Annotated in this window: 17 protein-coding genes and 1 tRNA gene; 10 read left to right on the top strand and 8 right to left on the bottom strand. The window is 61.2% G+C overall.

Annotation, left to right across the window (positions count from 1 at the left end; translation table 11 throughout):
- Positions 1-56: 56 nt before the first annotated feature.
- The 5 genes from O4H31_RS00090 to O4H31_RS00070 all read left to right on the top strand — a co-directional run bounded on the left by O4H31_RS00090 (position 57) and on the right by O4H31_RS00070 (position 6,448).
- Positions 57-1,133, top strand: a complete 1,077-nt coding sequence (locus O4H31_RS00090; protein ID WP_269341583.1) for a branched-chain amino acid ABC transporter permease — start codon at positions 57-59, stop codon at positions 1,131-1,133.
- 82 nt (positions 1,134-1,215) lie between these two features.
- Complete coding sequence (locus O4H31_RS00085) at positions 1,216-2,499, top strand: ABC transporter substrate-binding protein (RefSeq protein WP_269341581.1); 1,284 nt, start codon at positions 1,216-1,218, stop codon at positions 2,497-2,499.
- Positions 2,500-2,567: 68 nt separating this feature from the next.
- Positions 2,568-3,404 (top strand): ABC transporter ATP-binding protein, encoded by an 837-nt coding sequence (locus tag O4H31_RS00080; RefSeq protein WP_269341579.1) that lies wholly within the window; start codon positions 2,568-2,570, stop codon positions 3,402-3,404.
- A gap of 92 nt (positions 3,405-3,496) precedes the next feature.
- Positions 3,497-4,723, top strand: a complete 1,227-nt coding sequence (locus O4H31_RS00075; protein WP_269341577.1) for a phenylacetate--CoA ligase family protein — start codon at positions 3,497-3,499, stop codon at positions 4,721-4,723.
- Positions 4,724-4,777: 54 nt separating this feature from the next.
- Positions 4,778-6,448, top strand: coding sequence for an ABC transporter permease (locus O4H31_RS00070; RefSeq protein ID WP_269341575.1), 1,671 nt, complete (start codon positions 4,778-4,780; stop codon positions 6,446-6,448).
- A gap of 388 nt (positions 6,449-6,836) precedes the next feature.
- Here O4H31_RS00070 and O4H31_RS00065 read toward each other — a convergent pair whose 3' ends face one another.
- From O4H31_RS00065 to O4H31_RS00050, 4 genes are all read right to left on the bottom strand, one after another.
- Positions 6,837-7,853: a Fe(3+) ABC transporter substrate-binding protein gene (locus O4H31_RS00065; RefSeq protein ID WP_269341574.1), complete on the bottom strand. Its 1,017-nt coding sequence runs from the start codon at positions 7,851-7,853 to the stop codon at positions 6,837-6,839.
- 129 nt (positions 7,854-7,982) lie between these two features.
- Complete coding sequence (yghU, locus tag O4H31_RS00060) at positions 7,983-8,858, bottom strand: glutathione-dependent disulfide-bond oxidoreductase (protein WP_269341572.1); 876 nt, start codon at positions 8,856-8,858, stop codon at positions 7,983-7,985.
- A gap of 126 nt (positions 8,859-8,984) precedes the next feature.
- The gene (gene ykgO, locus O4H31_RS00055) at positions 8,985-9,110 is read right to left on the bottom strand and encodes a type B 50S ribosomal protein L36 (protein WP_005850168.1); all 126 of its coding nucleotides are present in this window, start codon (positions 9,108-9,110) and stop codon (positions 8,985-8,987) included.
- A 75-nt stretch (positions 9,111-9,185) separates the two neighbouring features.
- Positions 9,186-9,260: transfer RNA gene (locus O4H31_RS00050), tRNA-Val, on the bottom strand.
- A gap of 145 nt (positions 9,261-9,405) precedes the next feature.
- Between O4H31_RS00050 and O4H31_RS00045 the strand changes: the two genes are divergently transcribed.
- Positions 9,406-10,266 carry an N-formylglutamate amidohydrolase gene (locus tag O4H31_RS00045; RefSeq protein WP_269341564.1) on the top strand — a complete coding sequence of 287 codons (861 nt, stop codon included), beginning with the start codon at positions 9,406-9,408 and terminating at the stop codon, positions 10,264-10,266.
- Between the two features lies 1 nt (position 10,267).
- Here O4H31_RS00045 and O4H31_RS00040 read toward each other — a convergent pair whose 3' ends face one another.
- Complete coding sequence (locus tag O4H31_RS00040) at positions 10,268-11,521, bottom strand: DNA polymerase IV (RefSeq protein WP_269341562.1); 1,254 nt, start codon at positions 11,519-11,521, stop codon at positions 10,268-10,270.
- 59 nt (positions 11,522-11,580) lie between these two features.
- On the opposite strand from O4H31_RS00040, the gene O4H31_RS00035 reads away from it, so the two are divergent.
- Entirely contained in the window at positions 11,581-11,997 is a 417-nt protein-coding gene (locus tag O4H31_RS00035) for an NUDIX hydrolase (RefSeq protein ID WP_269341560.1), read from the top strand.
- Positions 11,998-12,197: 200 nt separating this feature from the next.
- Here O4H31_RS00035 and pyrF read toward each other — a convergent pair whose 3' ends face one another.
- The gene (gene pyrF, locus O4H31_RS00030) at positions 12,198-12,893 is read right to left on the bottom strand and encodes an orotidine-5'-phosphate decarboxylase (protein WP_269341558.1); all 696 of its coding nucleotides are present in this window, start codon (positions 12,891-12,893) and stop codon (positions 12,198-12,200) included.
- A 244-nt stretch (positions 12,894-13,137) separates the two neighbouring features.
- On the bottom strand, positions 13,138-13,452 hold the full coding sequence (locus tag O4H31_RS00025) for an orotidine 5-phosphate decarboxylase (protein ID WP_067942287.1): 315 nt from the start codon (positions 13,450-13,452) through the stop codon (positions 13,138-13,140).
- A 355-nt stretch (positions 13,453-13,807) separates the two neighbouring features.
- On the opposite strand from O4H31_RS00025, the gene clpB reads away from it, so the two are divergent.
- Positions 13,808-16,423 (top strand): ATP-dependent chaperone ClpB, encoded by a 2,616-nt coding sequence (gene clpB, locus O4H31_RS00020; protein ID WP_269341553.1) that lies wholly within the window; start codon positions 13,808-13,810, stop codon positions 16,421-16,423.
- A gap of 74 nt (positions 16,424-16,497) precedes the next feature.
- Here clpB and O4H31_RS00015 read toward each other — a convergent pair whose 3' ends face one another.
- Positions 16,498-16,932 carry a DUF302 domain-containing protein gene (locus O4H31_RS00015; protein WP_269341551.1) on the bottom strand — a complete coding sequence of 145 codons (435 nt, stop codon included), beginning with the start codon at positions 16,930-16,932 and terminating at the stop codon, positions 16,498-16,500.
- Between the two features lie 122 nt (positions 16,933-17,054).
- Between O4H31_RS00015 and msrP the strand changes: the two genes are divergently transcribed.
- Positions 17,055-17,960, top strand: a complete 906-nt coding sequence (msrP, locus tag O4H31_RS00010) for a protein-methionine-sulfoxide reductase catalytic subunit MsrP (RefSeq protein WP_269341549.1) — start codon at positions 17,055-17,057, stop codon at positions 17,958-17,960.
- A gap of 73 nt (positions 17,961-18,033) precedes the next feature.
- A complete protein-coding gene (gene msrQ / locus O4H31_RS00005) occupies positions 18,034-18,672 on the top strand; it encodes a protein-methionine-sulfoxide reductase heme-binding subunit MsrQ (protein ID WP_269341547.1) in 639 nt (212 codons plus the stop codon).
- The last annotated feature ends 459 nt before the right edge of the window (positions 18,673-19,131 follow it).

Raw genomic sequence — 19,131 nt, 5'->3', positions numbered from 1 at the left:
ATGATGCGCGGCTGTGCATCCAACGACACAAAGATCGCAGAAGGGAAATCAGTCTAATGTTCTATCGTGAAGCAGGCGATTTCAGCACGACATACGCCGAAGACCAGCAGACCTTTCCGATCAAGTTCGACCGCTATCGCTACTATGTGGTGCTCTTTGTCGCGATCTTTGTCATTCCCTTTATGGTCAATGACTATTGGGTCAACTCGCTGTTCCTGCCCTTTTTGATCTACGCCATCGCGGCGATTGGGCTGAACATCCTTGTCGGCTATTGCGGGCAGGTGAGCCTCGGCACCGGCGGTTTCATGGCGGTGGGGGCCTATGCCTGCTACAAGCTGATGACGGCGTTTCCCGATGTCAGCATGTTCATTCATGTGCTGTTGGCCGGTGTCATCACTGCCGCCGTGGGGGCACTGTTTGGTCTGCCGTCCTTGCGGATCAAGGGGTTCTACCTTGCCGTGGCAACGCTGGCGGCGCAGTTCTTCCTTGTCTGGTTGTTCAACCGGGTGCCGTGGTTCTACAACTATTCGGCTTCGGGTCAGATCAGCGCGCCAGAACGTGACACCTTTGGCATCCTGATCACCGGGCCGAGCGCCGAAGCTTGGGCCACCTATATGTTCTGCCTGATCTTTACCGTCTTCTCGGCGCTGGTGGCGCGCAACCTGACGCGCGGCTCGGTTGGCCGGAAATGGATGGCGATCCGCGACATGGACATCGCGGCCGAGATCATCGGGGTGAACCCGCTGCGTGCGAAACTGACGGCCTTTGCGGTGAGCTCTTTCTTCATCGGTATTTCTGGCGCGTTGTTCTTTTCGATCTACCTCGGCGCGGTCGAAGTGGGCGAAGCCTTTGGTATCAACAAATCGTTCCTTGTGCTCTTTATGATTATTATCGGCGGTTTGGGCAGCATCTTTGGCAGCTTTGCCGGGGCCGCATTCCTTGTGCTGTTGCCGGTGCTTTTGAAGATCGTCGGCGTCGACTGGCTCGGATGGCCCACGGATATCGTGGCGCATTTGCAGCTGGTGATCGTCGGCGGGCTTATCGTGATCTTCCTGATCGCAGAGCCGCACGGGCTGGCGCAGCTGTGGCGCGTGGCCAAGGAAAAACTGAGATTGTGGCCCTTCCCGCACTAAGGGACGGCCATGAAAAGCGAGGCCGGAGGGAGGAAACCCGGCCCACACACCCAAGTCGGACAATCCAAGGGAGGAAACACCGATGAAATATAAACTGGGAACACTGGCCGTAGCTGGCCTGATGGCCGCAAGCCCCGTGATGGCGGACCTTGTCTTTCCATCGCTGAGCTATCGTACCGGGCCCTACGCGGCGGGCGGCATCCCCTTCGCCGACGGTTACGCCGATTATTTCACGCTGCTGAACGAGCGTGACGGCGGCATCGGCGGCGAAACCATCCGCGTGCCGGAATGCGAGACCGCCTATAACACCGAAAAAGGTGTGGAATGCTACGAGTCGACCAAGGGCGAAGGCGCGTTGGTCTATCAGCCGCTGTCGACCGGCATCACCTACCAGCTGATTCCCAAGGTCACCGCCGATGACATTCCGATGCTGACATCTGGTCTGGGCCGCACTTCGGCCAAGAACGGCGACACTTTCAGCCACGTCTTCAACTTCCCGGCCAACTACTGGGACGGCGCTTCGGTTGCGATCAAACACATCATGGAGCAGGAAGGTGGCAGCCTTGAGGGCAAGAAGATCGCGCTCGTGTACCACAACTCCGCCTATGGCAAGGAGCCGATCCGCACCCTGCAAGAGTTGAGCAAGAAGCACGGTTTTGAACTGGCTGAAGTGCCGGTCGATCACCCGGGCCAAGAGCAGAAATCCCAGTGGCTGCAAATCCGCCGCGACAAGCCTGACTACGTGATCATGTATGGTTGGGGCGTGATGAACCAAGTTGCGGTTCAAGAAGCCGCCAACATCCGCTTCCCGATGGATAAGTTCATTGGCATCTGGTGGTCCGGTTCGGAAAACGACGTTCTGGCGGCGGGGGCCAAGGCCGATGGCTACAAGGCGCTGACTTTCCACAACGTGGGCTCCGACTATCCGCTTTATGACGATCTGCAGAAATACGTCGTCGATGCGGGCAAAGCAGCTGGCGCAGGCGATCAGGTCGGTTCGGTGCTTTACAACCGTGGTGTCTATGCCGCCATGCTGGTGTCTGAAGCGGCCCGTACGGCGCAGGAAATCCACGGTGTGACCGACATCACCGGCGGCCAGATGCGCGACGGGATGGAGCAGCTTGAGATCACCGAAGAGAAGATGGCGGCGCTTGGCCTGCCGGACTTCGGGCCCGAGTTCTCGGTCTCCTGCGAAAACCACGGTGGTGAGGGCTTTGTCGCCGTGACCCAGTGGGATGCGGAAGCCAAGGAATGGAACCTCGTGTCGGACTTCATGCAGTCGGATCAAGATGTGATCCAGCCGCTGATCGACGAAGACTCCTCGGCCTACGCAACCGAGAACGCCATCGAAGGCAACTGTAAGTAAACCACGCTTCCCGGCCATTCCGAACAGAGTGGCCGGGGACCTTCCAAGCCTTAAGAGAGGTCATTCCCATGCTGGATGCTGCCAATACCAATGACGTCGCAGTCGAAAACCTGCTTGAGGTCAACAATATCGAGGTGATCTACAACCACGTTATCCTCGTGCTGAAGGGCGTCAGCCTGAACGTGCCCAAGGGCGGCATCACCGCGCTGCTGGGCGGCAATGGCGCGGGCAAGACGACGACGCTCAAGGCGATCTCGGGGCTGCTGGCCTCGGAGCGGGGCGAAGTCACCAAAGGCTCGATCAAATACCGCGGCGGTCCGATTCAGCATCAGGATCCTGCCGAGACCGTGAAGAAAGGTGTCGTGCAGGTCATGGAAGGCCGCCACTGTTTTGAGCACCTCACCATCGAAGAAAATCTGCTGACCGGTGCCTATACCCGCACTGATGGCAATGCCGCGATTCAGCAGGATCTTGAGATGGTCTATACCTATTTCCCCCGCCTGAAAGAGCGCCGCCGCTCGCAGGCTGGCTATACCTCGGGCGGCGAGCAGCAGATGTGCGCCATTGGCCGCGCCCTGATGTCACGACCCGAGACGATCCTTTTGGACGAGCCGTCGATGGGCCTTGCGCCGCAACTGGTTGAACAGATTTTCGAGATCGTGAAATCGGTGAACGAAAAGGAGGGCGTGACCTTCTTGTTGGCCGAACAGAACACCAACGTCGCGCTGCGCTTTGCGCATTACGGCTACATCCTCGAATCCGGTCGCGTGGTGATGGATGGCCCCGCCAAAGACCTGCGTGAGAACCAAGACGTCAAGGAATTCTACCTCGGCATGTCCGACGAGGGCCGCAAGAGCTTCCGCGACGTGCGCAGCTACCGCCGCCGCAAGCGCTGGCTCAGCTGACCGGCCCGCCAAGGCCCGAAGGAAAGACCCAAGACAAGACCAGAGCGGGCCTGTGCCCTCTCCAGTGATGCCATAGCAGGAAAGTGACAGGGATGCTGACCAAGCCCCATTTCGACGATCTGGAAACCCGCAGCGCCGACCAACGGGCGGCCGATCTGGCGCAGGCGTTGCCGCAGCAGATCGCCCGCGCGCAGGGCTTGCCGGGCTATGGCGAGACGCTCAAAGGGGTGAATGCGGCGCAGATCACCTCGCCCGAGGCGCTGGCCGACCTGCCGGTGCTGCGCAAGTCTGAGCTCGGCAAGGCACAGGCTGCGCAGGCGCCCTTCGGCGGCTTCACCACCAAGCCTGTGACGGAGTTCAGCCATGTCTTCCAGTCACCCGGCCCGATTTACGAGCCCTCCAGCAACGATTCTAACTGGTGGCGGATGGGGCGCTTCCTGCATGCCGCGGGGATCGGCGCGGGCGATGTGGTGCACAACTGCTTTGGCTACCATCTGACCCCTGCCGGCATGATTTTCGAATCCGGGGCGCGCGCGGTTGGGGCGACCGTCTTGCCCGCTGGCACTGGCCAGACCGAGCTACAGGTCACCGCCGCCCGTGATGTGGGCTCGACCGCTTATGCGGGCACGCCGGATTACCTCAAGGTAATCTTGGAAAAGGCCGATGCCATGGGGGTTGAGTTGAAAATCACCAAGGCGGCAGTCGGCGGCGGCGCGCTTTTCCCCAGCCTGCGGGCCTTCTATCAAGAGCGCGGTATCACTTGTTTGCAATCCTATGCCACCGCCGATCTGGGCAATATCGCCTATGAAAGCTCGGCAATGGAGGGGCTGATCGTCGACGAGCAGGTCATCGTCGAGATCGTCACCCCCGGCACCGGAATCCCGGTCGCGCCTGGTGAGGTTGGCGAGGTGGTGGTCACTACGCTGAACCCCGATTACCCGCTCATTCGGTTCGCCACCGGCGACCTTAGTGCCGTTTTGGAGGGCGAAAGCCCCTGTGGACGGACCAACATGCGCATTAAGGGCTGGATGGGCCGCGCCGATCAGACCACCAAGATCAAGGGCATGTTCGTCCGGCCCGAGCAGGTGGCGGCACTGGTTGCCCAACACGAGGAGATCGAAAAGGCCCGCGTCATCGCAAGCCGGGAAGGCGAGGCAGATGTGATGACCGTGCAGATCGAAACCGCCGGAGAGGACAAGGACGCCTATGCCCGATCCGTGGCCGATCTACTCAAGCTCAAGGGCCGGGTCGAGCTGGTTGCACCCGGCAGCCTGCCGCGCGACGGGCTGGTGATCGAAGACACCCGCAGCTACGATTGAGGCGCAGCGTCGCGCCCTCTGGCATTTCCGAGTGAAATCGTCGAAATAGGGCGCATGACGCTGAACACTGCCTCCTCTGAGACGCCCCATCTGCGCCGCGCCCGCGACGGGCTGCGCGCGCTGTCGGCTGTCGCCCTGACCGTCGCCACCCTCTGTGCGCTGCCGATGCTGGCGGTGCTGATCGCCGCGCTGAGCGGCGGGACGGAGACGGTGCAACACCTGATCGACACGGTGCTGGGCCGCTACACGGTGACGACGCTGCTGCTGGTACTGCTGGTATCTTTCGGCACCTTTGCCATCGGTGTGGGGGCGGCATGGCTGGTGACGATGACACGTTTCCCCGGCGCCAAGCTGTTGGAGATTGCACTGGTGCTGCCGCTGGCCTTCCCGGCCTATGTGCTGGCCTACGCCTATACCCATGTGCTCGACCATCCCGGCATTGTGCAGACCATGCTGCGCGACGTCACGGGATGGGGTCCGCGTGACTACTGGTTCCCCGAGATCCGCTCGCTTGGCGGGGCGGCGGCGATGCTGGTGTTGGTGCTTTATCCTTACGTCTACCTGCTGGCTCGCGCCGCTTTTCTGCAGCAAAGCGGGACGACATTCCTAGCCGCCCGCGCGCTCGGCTCCAGCGCTTGGGCCGCGTTTTTCAAGGTCAGCTTGCCGCTGGCGCGGCCCGCTATTGCGGGCGGCGTGTTGCTGGCGGTGATGGAGACCATCGCCGATTTCGGCACCGTGGCCTATTTCGGCGTCCAGACCTTTGCCACCGGCATCTACACCAGCTGGTTCTCCATGTTCGACCGGGCCGCCGCCGCGCAACTGGCGCTTTGCCTGCTGAGTTTCGCGCTATTGCTGGCGATGCTGGAGCGGGCGCAGCGCGGCAAGGCCAAGTATCACGACCCCGCGCGTCGGACCCAATCCGCACCGCCAGCCGAGCTGAAAGGCTGGCAGGCCGCAGCGGCGATCGTGCTTTGTGGTGTGCCGGTGCTCTTTGGCGCGGTGCTGCCGGTGGTCATCCTCGTGACCATGGGGCTTGATAGCGAGCAGAGCCTTTTCAGCCCGCGCTACCTCGGTTTCATGCGCAATTCGGTGACGCTTGCTGGTGTCGCGGCTGTATTGACGGTGCTGGCGGCGATCAGTGTGGGGTTTTACCGGCGGCTGCGTCCGGGCCGCGTCTCGCAAGGGGCGGCTTATGTCGCGCGGTTGGGCTATGCGGTGCCGGGCGGGGTGATCGCTGTAGGGCTGCTGGTGCCCTTCGCGGCCTTCGACAATGCGCTCGATGCTTGGATGCGCGAGACCTTTGATGTTTCCACCGGGCTTTTGATCACCGGCTCGATCTGGCTTTTGGTGCTGGCCTATCTGGTGCGCTTCCTCGCTGCGGCGCTTGGGGCCTATGAGGGCGGGCAGTCGATGGTGCATGCCAATATGGACGCCGCCGCGCGGTCACTGGGGCAGACGCCCTTGGGGACGCTGCGCCGGGTGCATCTGCCAATCCTAGCGCCGAGCCTGCTGACCGCGCTGCTGATCGTCTTTGTCGATGTGATGAAGGAATTGCCCGCGACGCTGATCATGCGACCATTCAACTATGACACGCTGGCGGTGCAGGCGTACCGGCTGGCCAGTGACGAGCGGCTCAATGGGGCGGCGGTGCCGAGCCTTGTGATCGTGGCGATGGGGCTGCTGCCGGTGATCTTGATCTGTCGGCAGGTGGGCCGTCAGCGGTAGATACCGAGGGCCAGCGCCTGCCCGTGGGGTGGCGATCCAACCATGCCTTCGTGCCACTTAATGGCTCAACCGTGATGTGCGTTCGCGAGGTTGCACTTAGCCTCACCAAATCGCCTCCCCGTCCGGGCGGGCCGGCGATGGCCCGGCGCCTGCGGCTTGATTCCGGACCGTCTGTCGATAAGGGCAGCGCCCTCTCTGGGGGGCGATGATCGGCCTGCTTTCTGTAATGTCATTGCTAATGGCGCAGGCGCCCCAGCGTTGCAAAATCGCCCTCCGGGGGGAGGGAGGGCGATGCCCGTGCCGCCGGGCGGGGCGTTTGCAGGAGGGGGCAGCACATAAAAAAAGGCGGGCCCGAAAGCCCGCCTTCTGCATTACTCGCTAGGTTGAATTATTCCCAGCCAACCGAGTTGAAGATCTTCTGCGCGGTGCCGATGTTCTCAGCCACGTCCGACAGGTTCACCTCGTCGGCTTTGAACTCACCCAACTGCTTGACGCTGTCGGCCAGTTCCACGCCTTCCACGGTGGGGAATTCATCGTTGCCCGCCGAGAAATAGACCTGCGCCTGATCAGAGGCGAGATACTCAAGGAATTTCACCGCGTTCTCACGGTTCGGAGCGTTCTTGGCCACGCCGCCGCCCGAGAGGTTCATATGCGCGCCGTTGCCTTCTTGGTCCGGCCAGATCAGGCCGATCTTGCCGATATCGGCGCTCACGCCGTCGACATCAGTGCGGATCGCGCGGGCGAAATAGTAGCTGTTGGAGACCGCGATGTCGCACTCACCCGAGACGATGCCGCGCAGCTGGTCGGTGTCGCCGCCTTGGGGTGCGCGCGCCATGTTGTCGACCACGCCCTGCGCCCAGTCGGTCGCGGCTTCTTCGCCCTCATGGGTCACGATGGAGGCCAGGAGTGTCTGGTTGTAGGTGTTGGTCGAGGACCGGATGCAGACCTGACCTTTGTAGGCCGGATCGGCAAGATCCATGTAGGTCGCTGGCGGATTGTCCACCGTCTCTTTGTTGTAGAAGATGATCCGCGCGCGTTGGGACAGACCGAACCACTGATTGTCGTCGTCCTGCAGGTTGCCGGGGATGCGCTCTTCGAGCGTGTCGCTCTCGATCGCTTGCAGCAGGTCCATGTCTTTGGCGCGCTTGAGGCGGCTGGTGTCCACGGTCAGCAGGACGTCGGCGGGGGAATTCGCGCCTTCGGCTTCCATACGGGCCAGCAGTTCGTCGGCTTTGCCTTCGATGCGGTTGATGGTGATGCCGGTCGCTTCGGTAAAGTCGGAGTAGAGCCGCTCGTCAGTGTCGTAGTGACGCGAGGAGTAGAGGTTCAACTCGCCATCGGCCAGCGCAGGAAGAGCCAGCGCCATCAGCGCGGCGGCGGCAGTCGATGTTTTGCAGAAGGTCATATCAGGGTCCTGTTCCATTTGGGATAACTTGACTGAAACAGTAAGAAACAGATTTTACCCGGTCCTGCAACCAATTCCGATAAATTTGGTCGGAAAGCCCCCGGCCGCATCAGGCCGAGGGCTACGCGGTCAGTCCTTGCTGCCGATCTTGTCTTGGGTCTTGGTGTCGAAATCGCTGGCGTCGTGCCGCTCATGCAGTTGCATCGACAGGTCGTCGCCGAAGGCGCGGTTGACCATACGGCCCCGGGTCACGGCAGGGCGTGCGTCAATCGCTTCGGCCCAACGCATGACGTTTTTGTAAGACGTCACGTCAAGGAACTCAGCCGCCGAATAGAGCCGCCCGAGCACCAATTGACCATACCAGCTCCAGATTGCCATATCGGCGATGGAGTATTCATCGGCGAAATACTCATGCTCGGCCAAATGCTTGTCCATCACATCAAGCTGACGCTTGGTTTCCATCGCGAAACGGTTGATGGGGTATTCGAACTTCTCTGGGGCGTAGGCGTAGAAATGGCCGAAGCCGCCGCCAAGGTAGGGCGCGCTGCCCATCTGCCAGAAGAGCCACGACAGCGCCTCGGTCCGGCGGGCGGGGTCTTGGGGCAGGAAGGCGCCAAACTTCTCAGCGAGATAGAGCAGGATCGCCCCCGATTCGAAGACCCGCTGGGGCGCATCGCCAGAGCGGTCCATCAGCGCGGGAATTTTGGAATTGGGGTTCACCTCGACAAAGCCCGAACCGAACTGATCGCCCTCGGAAATATCAACCAGCCAAGCGTCGTATTCAGCTGCCTTATGGCCCGCCTCTAGCAGTTCTTCGAACATCACAGTGACTTTGACGCCATTGGGTGTGGCAAGGGAATAAAGCTGAAAGGGATGGTCGCCGACGGGCAGGTCCTTGTCATGGGTCGCACCGGCGATGGGCCGGTTGGTGCTGGCGAATTTGCCGCCGCTTTCTGATTCCCATTTCCAAACCTTTGGGGGCGTATATTCGGGCGTGTCCGACATGATGGTCTTCCTTGTTATTCAAGTCTGCTTTGAAGGTGGGGTTTTGCGCCGGGGTTGCAAGCAGATAGGCGCAACGAAAAAAGCCGCCCCCGAAGGAGCGGCCTTTAAACCGAATAGCTGCGAAGCTCAGCCCTGACGGGCTTTGAACCGGCGCTGCGTCTTGTTGATGACGTAAACGCGGCCTTTGCGACGCACAACACGGCAATCGCGATGCCGATTCTTGAGCGAGCGGAGCGAATTGCGAACCTTCATGGTCGTCTCCTCATGTCGTGGCGCGGGCCAGCGCCTGGGTTGCGGGCAACCTGCCAAAGACAGGTCGATGAATAATGGTGGGCGATACTGGGATCGAACCAGTGACCCCTTCGATGTCAACGAAGTGCTCTACCGCTGAGCTAATCACCCACTTTTAAGCGTTTCCATCCCGGCCCCAAAACTAAATGGGGCGCGAAATTTCGCGCCGTTGGGGTGCTATAAAAGGAGTCGGCGACGGGATCAAGGGCTTTTGGAGCGGAATAAACACGCTATGTTCGACTTAGAAGGAATTATTATGCCGATGACCGCTTACGAAGTACTGCATCCCGACCGAAACCGCTCTTGCGTGGTCTTTGCCTCGCCCCATTCGGGTCGGGATTATGCGGCGTCTTTCCTGCGGCGGTCGGTTTTGGATGAACATGCGATCCGCTCGTCCGAGGATGCATTTGTTGATCTGTTGTTCGATTGCGCGCCGCTGCATGGGGCTACTTTCATCAAAGCAGGTGCGCCGCGGGCCTATATCGACCTCAACCGCGCGCCCGAGGAGTTGGACCCATCGGTCATCGAAGGGATCCCGCGGCAGGGGCATAACCCGCGCGTGGCCTCGGGGCTGGGGGTGATTCCCCGCGTGGTGGCCAATGGTCGGGCGATCTATCGTGGCAAGCTTTCCCAAGAAGAGGCGCAGCTGCGGATCGACAGCTACTGGCGGCCCTATCACGCGAAACTGCAAGAGTTGCTGAACGGGGCGCATCGCCGTCACGGGCAGGCGGTGCTGGTCGATTGCCACTCCATGCCGCATGAGGCGATGGACGGCGTGGCGCGCGGCGGGATGCGGCGGCCCGATGTTGTGTTGGGCGACCGCTTTGGCGCGGCGGCGGGGGGCGAGGTGGTCGACCAGATCGAAGCCGCCTTTGTCGAAGCGGGGTTCGTGGTGACGCGCAATTCGCCCTTCGCCGGGGCCTATATTACCCAAGCCTATGGCCGTCCCTCGCGCGGGCAGCACGCCGTGCAGGTCGAGATCGACCGGGCGCTCTATATGAACGAGCGGTTGATTCGGCCCAACGGTGCGTTCGAGGCGGTGCAGGCAGCGCTGCAGCGTGTGGTGGCCGAAGTGGCGCAGATCGGACAGCAGCGGCTTCCCCTCGCTGCGGAGTAGGTCAGCGCAGGGCGCGGCCTTTCACGATTGCTTTCTCGCCGAAGCGGCTGCGGATGCTGTCGGCGGCGCGTTCGGCGCGGCTGCGCTGTGCGGCGCCGGGGTCAAGTAGATCGCCGGCCATATCCGCCCCCTCTGCGCCCGAAAGGTCCGATAGCCCCACGCCGATCAACCGATATGCGCTATTGTGGTCGACCTGATCGAACAGGGCGCGGGCGGTGCGATAAATGCGGTCGGCCAGTTGGGTCGGATCGTGCAGCGACAGGCGGCGTGACAGCAAAGAGTGATCGGCGCGTTTCAGTTTTAGCGTCACCACCCGGCCTGCCATCTCTTTCGCCTTGGCGCGGTCCGCCACCTTTTCCGCCAAGCGCCAGATGTGGCCATCGAGAATCTCTGCATCGCCGGTATCGTCAGAGAATGTCGTCTCATTGCTGATCGACTTCACCGGACGGTGCCGTGACACGCGCCGTTTGTCTTGGCCGCGCGCGAGATGCCAGAGCCGGTCCCCCATGCTGCCAAAGCGGGCGATGAGATCGGTCTGGTCCCACCGCAACAGATCGGAAAAGCTGCGGATGCCTGCCTTTTCCAACGCGGTCTGCGTGGCGGCCCCGACGCCCCAGATCATGCCCACCGGTTTGTCGCGCAAAAACGCTGCCGTTTCGCCCGCGCCGATGACAGAGAAGCCATGCGGCTTGTCGAGGTCCGAAGCGACCTTGGCCAGAAACTTGTTATGGCTCAGACCGATAGAACCTGTCAGCCCCAGTTCCACCTTCATCCGCCTCACCAAACGCGCCAGCATCACCGCCGGGGGCTGGCCGTGCAGCCGCGCGGTGCCGGTCATATCGAGAAAGGCTTCGTCCAGCGACAAGGGCTCAATCGCGGGGGTCATCTCTTCCATCATTGCGCGAATCGCGCGGGAGGCTTCGACATAGACCTCCATCCGCGGCTTGATGATCACCGCCTCGGGGCACAGCTTGAGCGCCTGAAACATCGGCATGGCCGAGCGCACGCCGCGGATCCGCGCGACATAGCAGGCGGTCGACACGACCCCGCGCCGTCCGCCGCCGATGATGACGGGTTTGCCAGCCAGTTCGGGATTGTCCCGTTTTTCGACCGAGGCATAGAAGGCATCGCAATCCATATGGGCGATCGACAGGTCGAAGAGTTCCGGGTGCGACAGCACACGGGGGCTGCCACAGCGTGGACAGCGCCGCGCCGGAACGATTTCAGAAAGACAGTCGCGACAGAGGGTGGCCATGAGTACACCAGGAGGGCAGGGTTCGGCGACGATTCTAACCAGATCGCGAGGGATTTAACATGGGCTTTGATGGCGCAAAGCTGGCGCTTTACCTTGGAGAGAAGCTGGCCGTGATCCTCCGCGATGACACGCCGGGCCTGCCCTTTGCGGATCATTGGGATCTGCCCGGTGGGGGCCGCGAGGGGGCAGAGACCCCGCTGGCCTGCGCGCTCCGCGAATGCCGCGAAGAGTTGGGAATCGTGGTGCCCGAAGACGCGGTGATCTGGCAAGGCAGCTTTGATGAGGCGGGGCGGATCAAATGGTTCTTCGTTGCACGCTTGCCCGCCGAGGCAGAGGCCGAGATCGTTTTTGGCGACGAAGGGCAGCGCTGGCGTTTGATGACGCAGGATGAGTTTCTGACCCATCCCCACGCGGTGCCCGCATTTCAGGACCGCTTGCGGGTCTATCTGGCGCAAAGCGCGACAGAAAAACACTAACACGAAAGGGGGAAATAAAGGCCCCCCGCCTGCGTGAGCGGGGGGAGGTGACGAACATCAGGAAGAACCAGTTCGTCGGGGAGTATCACCTGAGTTCAACATAACATGTTATGCGGTTTTCGCCTAACATTGATGGCCGCCCCCGCGGCGCATCCCGGCGCGCTGTGGTCGATTTGCTACAGGGCGGAGGGAGACTCTTGTTAACGTTCAGAAATTTCCTGAAGCACGGCGCGGGCAGCGGCAGAGGGGTCTTCGGCCTGCCAGATCGGGCGGCCTACCACGATGTGATCGGCGCCATCCGCGATGGCCTGACCGGGGGTGGCGACCCGTTTCTGATCGCCCAATGCGGCACCTTGGGGACGCACGCCGGGGGTGACGATAAGCTTGCCGTTTGCTTCGGGGAGGGCGCGGATCGCGGCGGCTTCTTGAGGGGAGGCGATGACGCCATCCGCGCCCGCGTCCAACGCGCGGCCCGCACGGGTCAGCACCAGATCGCCCAGATCGCCCGGTTGGATCAGAGCGGCGTCAAGGTCAGCGCGGTCAAGCGAGGTGAGGATCGTGACGGCGAGGATCTTCATGTCGGTGCCAGCGGCCCCTTGCTTGGCCGCCGCCACCACATGCGGGTCGCCGTGGACGGTCAGGAAATCCAAATCGAACTGGGCCAGTCCGCGCACCGCCGCCTCTACGGTGGCGCCGATGTCGAAAAGCTTCATATCAAGGAAGATGCGCTTGCCATGTTCCTGTTTCAGTTCATTGGCCAAGGCCAAGCCGCCGCCCGTCAGCATGCCGAGGCCGATTTTGTAAAAGCCCACGGCATCGCCGAGCTTTTCGGCCAGTTCCAGCCCCGCGACCGCATGGGGAACATCAAGGGCGACAATCAGACGGTCATCAGACATGCGAGGGCTCCTGCCAATTTTCAAACGGCTTTGACCTACGCCGCGGGGCGGGGCAAGTCCATCATTCATGAGGGTAGCAGGCAAAAAAGAGGCCCGAACACCGCGTCGCGGGTCCGGGCCCAGTGTTCAGAGACTTAGCAGGCAGGCACTGGTCTCTGGTATGCGGATCGCCAACTCAGGACAGATGAGGTGGCGGCAGGTCCGCGGGCAGCCGCGCGGCAGGCAGGTGCCGCACGGAAGGGGGTTAGGCTGCATCGCGGCCGGGGAGGTCCATGACCTCTTCCAACCAACGCAGCGGATCGAAGCTGCGGCGTCCGGCCCGCTGAGCGGGGACGTGGCGCAGGACTTCGGAACTCAGACCACGCTTCTGGGCGTGGCGGCGGAGCGCTTGACGGGACAGGCCGTCAGCGGCGTCGCGGTATGACATGGTAATTGGGGCATCGATGGCACAAGCGTAGCGGCGCAGCTGCTCCCCGTCTTGGACGGTCACCAGCGCTTCGAAACACTGAGTGGCCGCATTGTAGGTGACATCTGTCAACTGGATAGGGCGCGTCTGCATCGTTTCACCTCTTGTGTTCTTCTGAACCTTGGCAGGCTTTGTCGTCCTGCTCTCGTCTGCGGAATAAACGCGAGAGGCAGCCAAATGGTTTCATTATGGTTACACTTTCTGTGGATAAAGGTTAACAATGTATTTATATCAATGGTATAGGATGGTATTTTTTTACGCAAAGTTGCCGTATTTTCGCCTTATTGGCTGAATTCTTCCTATTGGCGGTTTCTTCGGTGGCGGTATTTTGCGCCTGTACGGTCTTGAACCCGCAGCACCGCTTCCCAAATTGTTACCGAGGCTCAGACCGCTGCGTGCCACATATCGGGCGCAGCATTTTGGAGCGCTTGTAGAAAAGGAGAGACCCATGGACTTGAGCAAGTTCACGGAAAGATCGCGCGGCTTTATTCAGGCGGCGCAAACCATTGCGACACGGGAAAGCCATCAGCGGCTGTCCCCTGAACATGTACTCAAAGCACTGCTGGACGACGACCAAGGGCTGGCGCGCAACCTGATCGCTGCATCGGGCGGCGATGGTGCGCGCGTGATGCAGGCGCTTGACCTCGCGCTTGGCAAAATCCCGAAAGTCACCGGCGATGCGGGGCAGGTCTATCTAGACGGCACCACCGCCAAAGTATTGGCCGAGGCCGAAACCATGGCCAAGAAAGCGGGCGATAGTTTTGTCACTGTCGAACGCATTCTGACCGCGCTTTGCATGGTGAAGTCCGGCGCGAAGACGGCGTTGGAAGCGGGCAAAGTAACGGCCCAAGCCCTGAACGCCGCGATCAATGATGTGCGCAAGGGGCGCAAGGCCGACAGCGCCACCGCCGAAGACAGCTATGAGGCTTTGGAGAAATATAGCCTCGACCTGACCGCGCGGGCCGAAGAGGGCAAGATCGACCCTATCATTGGCCGGGATGAGGAAATCCGCCGCGCGATGCAGGTGCTGAGCCGCCGGACCAAGAACAACCCGGTGCTGATCGGTGAGCCGGGTGTGGGTAAGACCGCGATTGCCGAAGGCTTGGCGCTTCGGATCGTGCATGGGGACGTGCCTGAATCTCTGCGCAACAAACGCCTGCTCGCGCTCGACATGGGCGCGCTGATCGCCGGGGCGAAATACCGTGGCGAGTTCGAGGAGCGGCTGAAGGCGGTTCTGACCGAAGTGACCGAAGCCGCGGGCGAGGTGATCTTGTTCATCGACGAGATGCACACGCTGGTCGGGGCCGGTAAGGCCGATGGCGCGATGGATGCGTCGAACCTGCTGAAACCTGCGCTGGCGCGGGGTGAGTTGCACTGTGTGGGTGCCACCACGCTCGAAGAATACCGCAAATATGTCGAAAAAGACGCAGCACTTGCGCGGCGGTTCCAGCCAGTAATCGTGCAGGAGCCGACGGTGGAGGACACCGTTTCGATCCTGCGTGGCATCAAAGAGAAGTACGAGTTGCACCACGGCGTGCGCATTTCCGACACCGCGCTGGTCGCGGCGGCGACGCTGAGCCATCGCTACATCACCGACCGTTTCCTGCCCGACAAGGCGATCGACCTGATGGACGAGGCCGCGAGCCGTCTGCGTATGGAAGTCGACAGCAAGCCCGAAGAGCTGGACGCGCTGGACCGTCAGATCCTGCAACTTCAGATCGAGGCCGAAGCGCTGAAGAAAGAAGACGATACCGCGTCCAAGGATCGGCTGGAGGCTTTGCAGAAAGACCTGAGCGATTTGCAAGACCGCAGCGCCGAGATGACAGCGCAGTGGCAGGCCGAGCGGGACAAGCTGGCCGGGGCGCGTGACATCAAAGAAAAGCTGGACCATGCGCGGGCCGACCTCGACATTGCCAAACGCGAAGGCAACCTCGCGCGCGCGGGCGAGCTATCTTATGGCGTGATCCCGCAGTTGGAGCGCGACCTTGAGGCCGCCGAGGGCCGCGAAGACGACATGATGGTCGAAGAGGCCGTGCGCCCGGATCAGATCGCCAGCGTCGTCGAGCGTTGGACCGGTATCCCCGCGGGCAAGATGCTCGAAGGGGAGCGGGACAAGTTGTTGCGGATGGAAGAGCAGTTGCATGATCGGGTGATCGGTCAGAGCGCGGCTGTCAAAGCAGTCGCCAATGCCGTGCGCCGTGCGCGGGCGGGGCTGAATGATGAGAACCGCCCGTTGGGCAGCTTCCTCTTCCTCGGGCCGACCGGTGTGGGCAAGACCGAGCTGACCAAGGCCGTTGCCGAGTTCCTCTTTGACGACGACAATGCGATGGTTCGCATCGACATGTCCGAGTTTATGGAGAAGCATTCGGTAGCCCGTCTGATCGGTGCCCCTCCGGGCTACGTCGGCTATGACGAGGGCGGTGTGCTGACCGAAGCGGTGCGGCGGCGCCCTTATCAGGTCGTGCTCTTTGACGAGGTCGAAAAGGCGCATCCGGATGTCTTCAACGTGCTGTTGCAGGTGCTCGACGATGGTGTGCTGACCGATGGTCAGGGCCGCACGGTCGACTTCAAGCAGACGCTGATCATCCTGACCTCAAACCTCGGGGCGCAGGCACTGAGCCAACTGCCCGAGGGGGGTGACATGGCCGGGGCCAAGCGCGACGTGATGGACGCGGTCCGGGCGCATTTCCGGCCAGAGTTCCTGAACCGCCTGGACGAGACGATCATCTTTGACCGTCTGGGCCGTGCGGATATGGACGGCATCGTTGCGATCCAGATGGCACGTCTGCTCAAGCGGCTTGCGGGGCGGAAGATCACGCTTGATCTGGATGACGCCGCGCGCAAGTGGTTGGCTGACGAAGGCTATGATCCGGTCTTTGGGGCGCGGCCCCTCAAGCGGGTGATCCAGCGCACCGTGCAGGATCCGCTGGCCGAGATGCTGCTGGCCGGAGACGTGAAAGACGGCGATACCGTCACCGTCCGTGCCGGGGCCGATGGGTTGATCATTGGCGATCAGGTGGCCGCGTCGAACCGGCCCAAACCGGATGATGCCACAGTGCATTAAGCGCCCAAGACAATAAAAAAGGCCGGGGTTTTCCCGGCCTTTTTGCTTGGACTAAAACCCTTGATAGGCGCCCATTATTCGCCAATCGCTTCCTTCACAATGGCATCCAGCAGGGTTTGCACCTCTTGCATCGCACCCTCGGGGAAGGCGCGGTAGCCGACGGTCACCTCGTCACTCTCAGGCAGTTGCATCACGAAAATGTCGTAGGGGCAAAAGCCGATGTTCATCACATCCGCTTCCATCACCTTGCGCGAGAGGGCCGCCGAGCAAAAGCTGAACACCTCCGCCGCCTCAAACAGCACCACGTCAGAGCCGACATCCGCGCGGGTGCGGTCCAGCATCTCTCCCACATGGCTGACGTTTTCGGGGATCAGCCCTTGGTTCAGGATTGCATTCTCCACCCCAAAGGTCACATCGCCGAAGCTTTGGTCGGTGGTATAGGTGACCATCTCATCCGCCTGCGCGGCGCTGGCCAGCATCAGACCGGCAACAAAAAGGAAACGGATCATGGCGGCACTCCTTTAATAACGGCGCCTAACATTCCGGTGTGCTGGCTGAAATCCGGGCGAAAGGATTTGGTGCCACCCGCGGCGGGCGCTAACTTCTATTGAGTATAGTAGGGAGCGCTGAAATGGCCAATCGCTGGATCAATCGACTGACAGACCGAGACGTGACTGACGAGGCGCAGTACTTTAACCGGCGTCAGATCATGGGCGGTGCGATGGCGGGGCTTGGTCTTGCCAGCTTGGGGCAGGGGGCCGTGGCCCAGGAGGGGCTGACCCCGAATGACTATGAGGACATCACCCAATACAACAATTACTACGAATTCGGCACTGGCAAGGGTGACCCCGCGAAATACGCAGGGAGCCTGACGACCAAGCCGTGGACAGTGGCCATCGAAGGGATGGTCGACAAGCCGGGCGATTACGCTTTTGAGGACATCATGAAGGCGATGACCGTCGAAGAGCGCATCTACCGCCTGCGCTGCGTCGAAGCTTGGTCGATGGTGGTGCCGTGGAACGGGTTCGAGCTGGCCGATCTTCTGAATATGGCCGGTGTGCAATCCGGTGCGAAATACGTCGCGTTCGAGACCGCCTACCGGCCAGAGGAAATGCCCGGTGTCCGCTTCCCCGTGCTCGACTGGCCCTATGTCGAAGGGCTGCGGCTGGATGAGGCGATGCACCCGCTGACGATCATGGCCACCGGCATCTATGGTAAAGACATCCCGAACCAGAACGGCGCGCCGCTGCGTTTGGTGGTGCCGTGGAAATATGGCTACAAATCGATCAAATCCGTGGTGCGGATCACCCTGACAGACAAACAGCCGCCCACCAGCTGGAACAAGGCCGCGCCGCGGGAATACGGCTTCTACAGTAACGTAAACCCCGAAGTGAGCCATCCGCGTTGGTCACAGGCCGATGAGCGCCCCATCGGTGGCGGGCTGTTTGCGCGGCGTCAGCCGACGCTGATGTTCAACGGCTACGAAGAAGAGGTGGCAGGGCTCTACGAGGGCATGGACCTGACCGCGAACTTCTGATGCGCGACACACTATATATGCCCAGAGTTTTTTGCCGCCTCGGTAGAAGCGCGTTGCCAGGGATGACCGGGTGATGGCGGGGGCGATTGACACTCTGAACAGTCTCGCCCGGCGCGTACCGGTTTGGTCCGTCTATTTGCTGCTGGCCCTCCCGATCCCGTGGTTCTTCTATCAGGGGCTCAACGGTGGGCTGGGTCGTGACCCGGTGAAGGGGTTGGAGCATCTCTATGGCCTATGGGCGCTGCGCCTCTTGATCGCCGGGCTGATTGTCACCCCCCTGCGCCGTACAATTGGGTTGAACTTGCTTCGCTTTCGCCGGGCCATCGGTGTGATGACCTTTGTCTATGCGCTTGCGCATCTCACAGTCTGGGCCGTCTTGGATGTACAGACGCTCTCGCGGGTCTGGGCGGATATTCTAAAGCGGCCCTATATCACCGTTGGTATGGCGGGGTTCCTCTGTCTGATCCCCTTGGCGGCCACCTCCAACAACTGGTCCCTGCGCAAGCTTGGCGCCCGCTGGCGCAAACTCCATCGTCTTACCTATGCCGCGGCGCTGCTGGCGGCGCTTCATTTTCTGTGGCTGGCAAAGGGCCTTCAATTGGAACCGCTGATCTACGCCGGAGTGATCTTGGCGCTCTTGATCTACCGCCTTCCCTTCAAGCGCATCCGGCAGAGGCTTTCGCAGGGCGGGGTGAATCGGATTCGCAGTTAAGAGCCGTGATTCACACCCCTGAATCGCGCCTATGGGCTCTATGACCTGTGGGTAACTGGTGGCGTTAACATAATGGGGCTGCGCAAGTGGGGATTGGGCAGGATTTCGCAAATGATATAAGGTGTTAAGTTACTGTTATAATTGGGCTTTGAAGTCGTTTCACAAAAACTCCACGAAACCTCAAAAAATGGCTTGCGGGTTTCTGTCACTCGCCTTAGAACCCCCTCTACCGGCGGCGCAGAGATGCGGCGGCGGGGCGCCAGATGGGGCGGACGGGAGCGGAGACGCTGAGTTCGGTTCGGAAAGCGGATAAAAATTCGAGGTATTAGGGCGGGGCGCGCCAAGAAGTTAGGGCGCATCTTAGTTTCTTTTGTCTCAACGTTGTTTGAAAATTTGATATCTGAAGAGATATGTGGGCGGTTTGGTTCATTCGATGGATCAACGTCTGTATATCGCGCT

Source organism: Sulfitobacter dubius (assembly GCF_027214245.1).
In the GTDB taxonomy this organism is placed as follows: Bacteria; Pseudomonadota; Alphaproteobacteria; order Rhodobacterales; family Rhodobacteraceae; genus Sulfitobacter; species Sulfitobacter dubius_A.
This window is presented reverse-complemented; position numbering and strand designations above follow the sequence as displayed.

What these genes read in the sequence shown, in the direction of transcription:
- O4H31_RS00090 (WP_269341583.1), top strand. Translation starts at nt 57, where the DNA reads ATGTTCTATCGTGAAGCAGGCGATTTCAGCACGACATACGCCGAAGAC.
- O4H31_RS00085 (WP_269341581.1), top strand. Translation starts at nt 1,216, where the DNA reads ATGAAATATAAACTGGGAACACTGGCCGTAGCTGGCCTGATGGCCGCA.
- O4H31_RS00080 (WP_269341579.1), top strand. Translation starts at nt 2,568, where the DNA reads ATGCTGGATGCTGCCAATACCAATGACGTCGCAGTCGAAAACCTGCTT.
- O4H31_RS00075 (WP_269341577.1), top strand. Translation starts at nt 3,497, where the DNA reads ATGCTGACCAAGCCCCATTTCGACGATCTGGAAACCCGCAGCGCCGAC.
- O4H31_RS00070 (WP_269341575.1), top strand. Translation starts at nt 4,778, where the DNA reads ATGACGCTGAACACTGCCTCCTCTGAGACGCCCCATCTGCGCCGCGCC.
- O4H31_RS00065 (WP_269341574.1), bottom strand. Translation starts at nt 7,853, where the DNA reads ATGACCTTCTGCAAAACATCGACTGCCGCCGCCGCGCTGATGGCGCTG.
- yghU (WP_269341572.1), bottom strand. Translation starts at nt 8,858, where the DNA reads ATGTCGGACACGCCCGAATATACGCCCCCAAAGGTTTGGAAATGGGAA.
- ykgO (WP_005850168.1), bottom strand. Translation starts at nt 9,110, where the DNA reads ATGAAGGTTCGCAATTCGCTCCGCTCGCTCAAGAATCGGCATCGCGAT.
- O4H31_RS00045 (WP_269341564.1), top strand. Translation starts at nt 9,406, where the DNA reads ATGCCGATGACCGCTTACGAAGTACTGCATCCCGACCGAAACCGCTCT.
- O4H31_RS00040 (WP_269341562.1), bottom strand. Translation starts at nt 11,521, where the DNA reads ATGGCCACCCTCTGTCGCGACTGTCTTTCTGAAATCGTTCCGGCGCGG.
- O4H31_RS00035 (WP_269341560.1), top strand. Translation starts at nt 11,581, where the DNA reads ATGGGCTTTGATGGCGCAAAGCTGGCGCTTTACCTTGGAGAGAAGCTG.
- pyrF (WP_269341558.1), bottom strand. Translation starts at nt 12,893, where the DNA reads ATGTCTGATGACCGTCTGATTGTCGCCCTTGATGTTCCCCATGCGGTC.
- O4H31_RS00025 (WP_067942287.1), bottom strand. Translation starts at nt 13,452, where the DNA reads ATGCAGACGCGCCCTATCCAGTTGACAGATGTCACCTACAATGCGGCC.
- clpB (WP_269341553.1), top strand. Translation starts at nt 13,808, where the DNA reads ATGGACTTGAGCAAGTTCACGGAAAGATCGCGCGGCTTTATTCAGGCG.
- O4H31_RS00015 (WP_269341551.1), bottom strand. Translation starts at nt 16,932, where the DNA reads ATGATCCGTTTCCTTTTTGTTGCCGGTCTGATGCTGGCCAGCGCCGCG.
- msrP (WP_269341549.1), top strand. Translation starts at nt 17,055, where the DNA reads ATGGCCAATCGCTGGATCAATCGACTGACAGACCGAGACGTGACTGAC.
- msrQ (WP_269341547.1), top strand. Translation starts at nt 18,034, where the DNA reads ATGGCGGGGGCGATTGACACTCTGAACAGTCTCGCCCGGCGCGTACCG.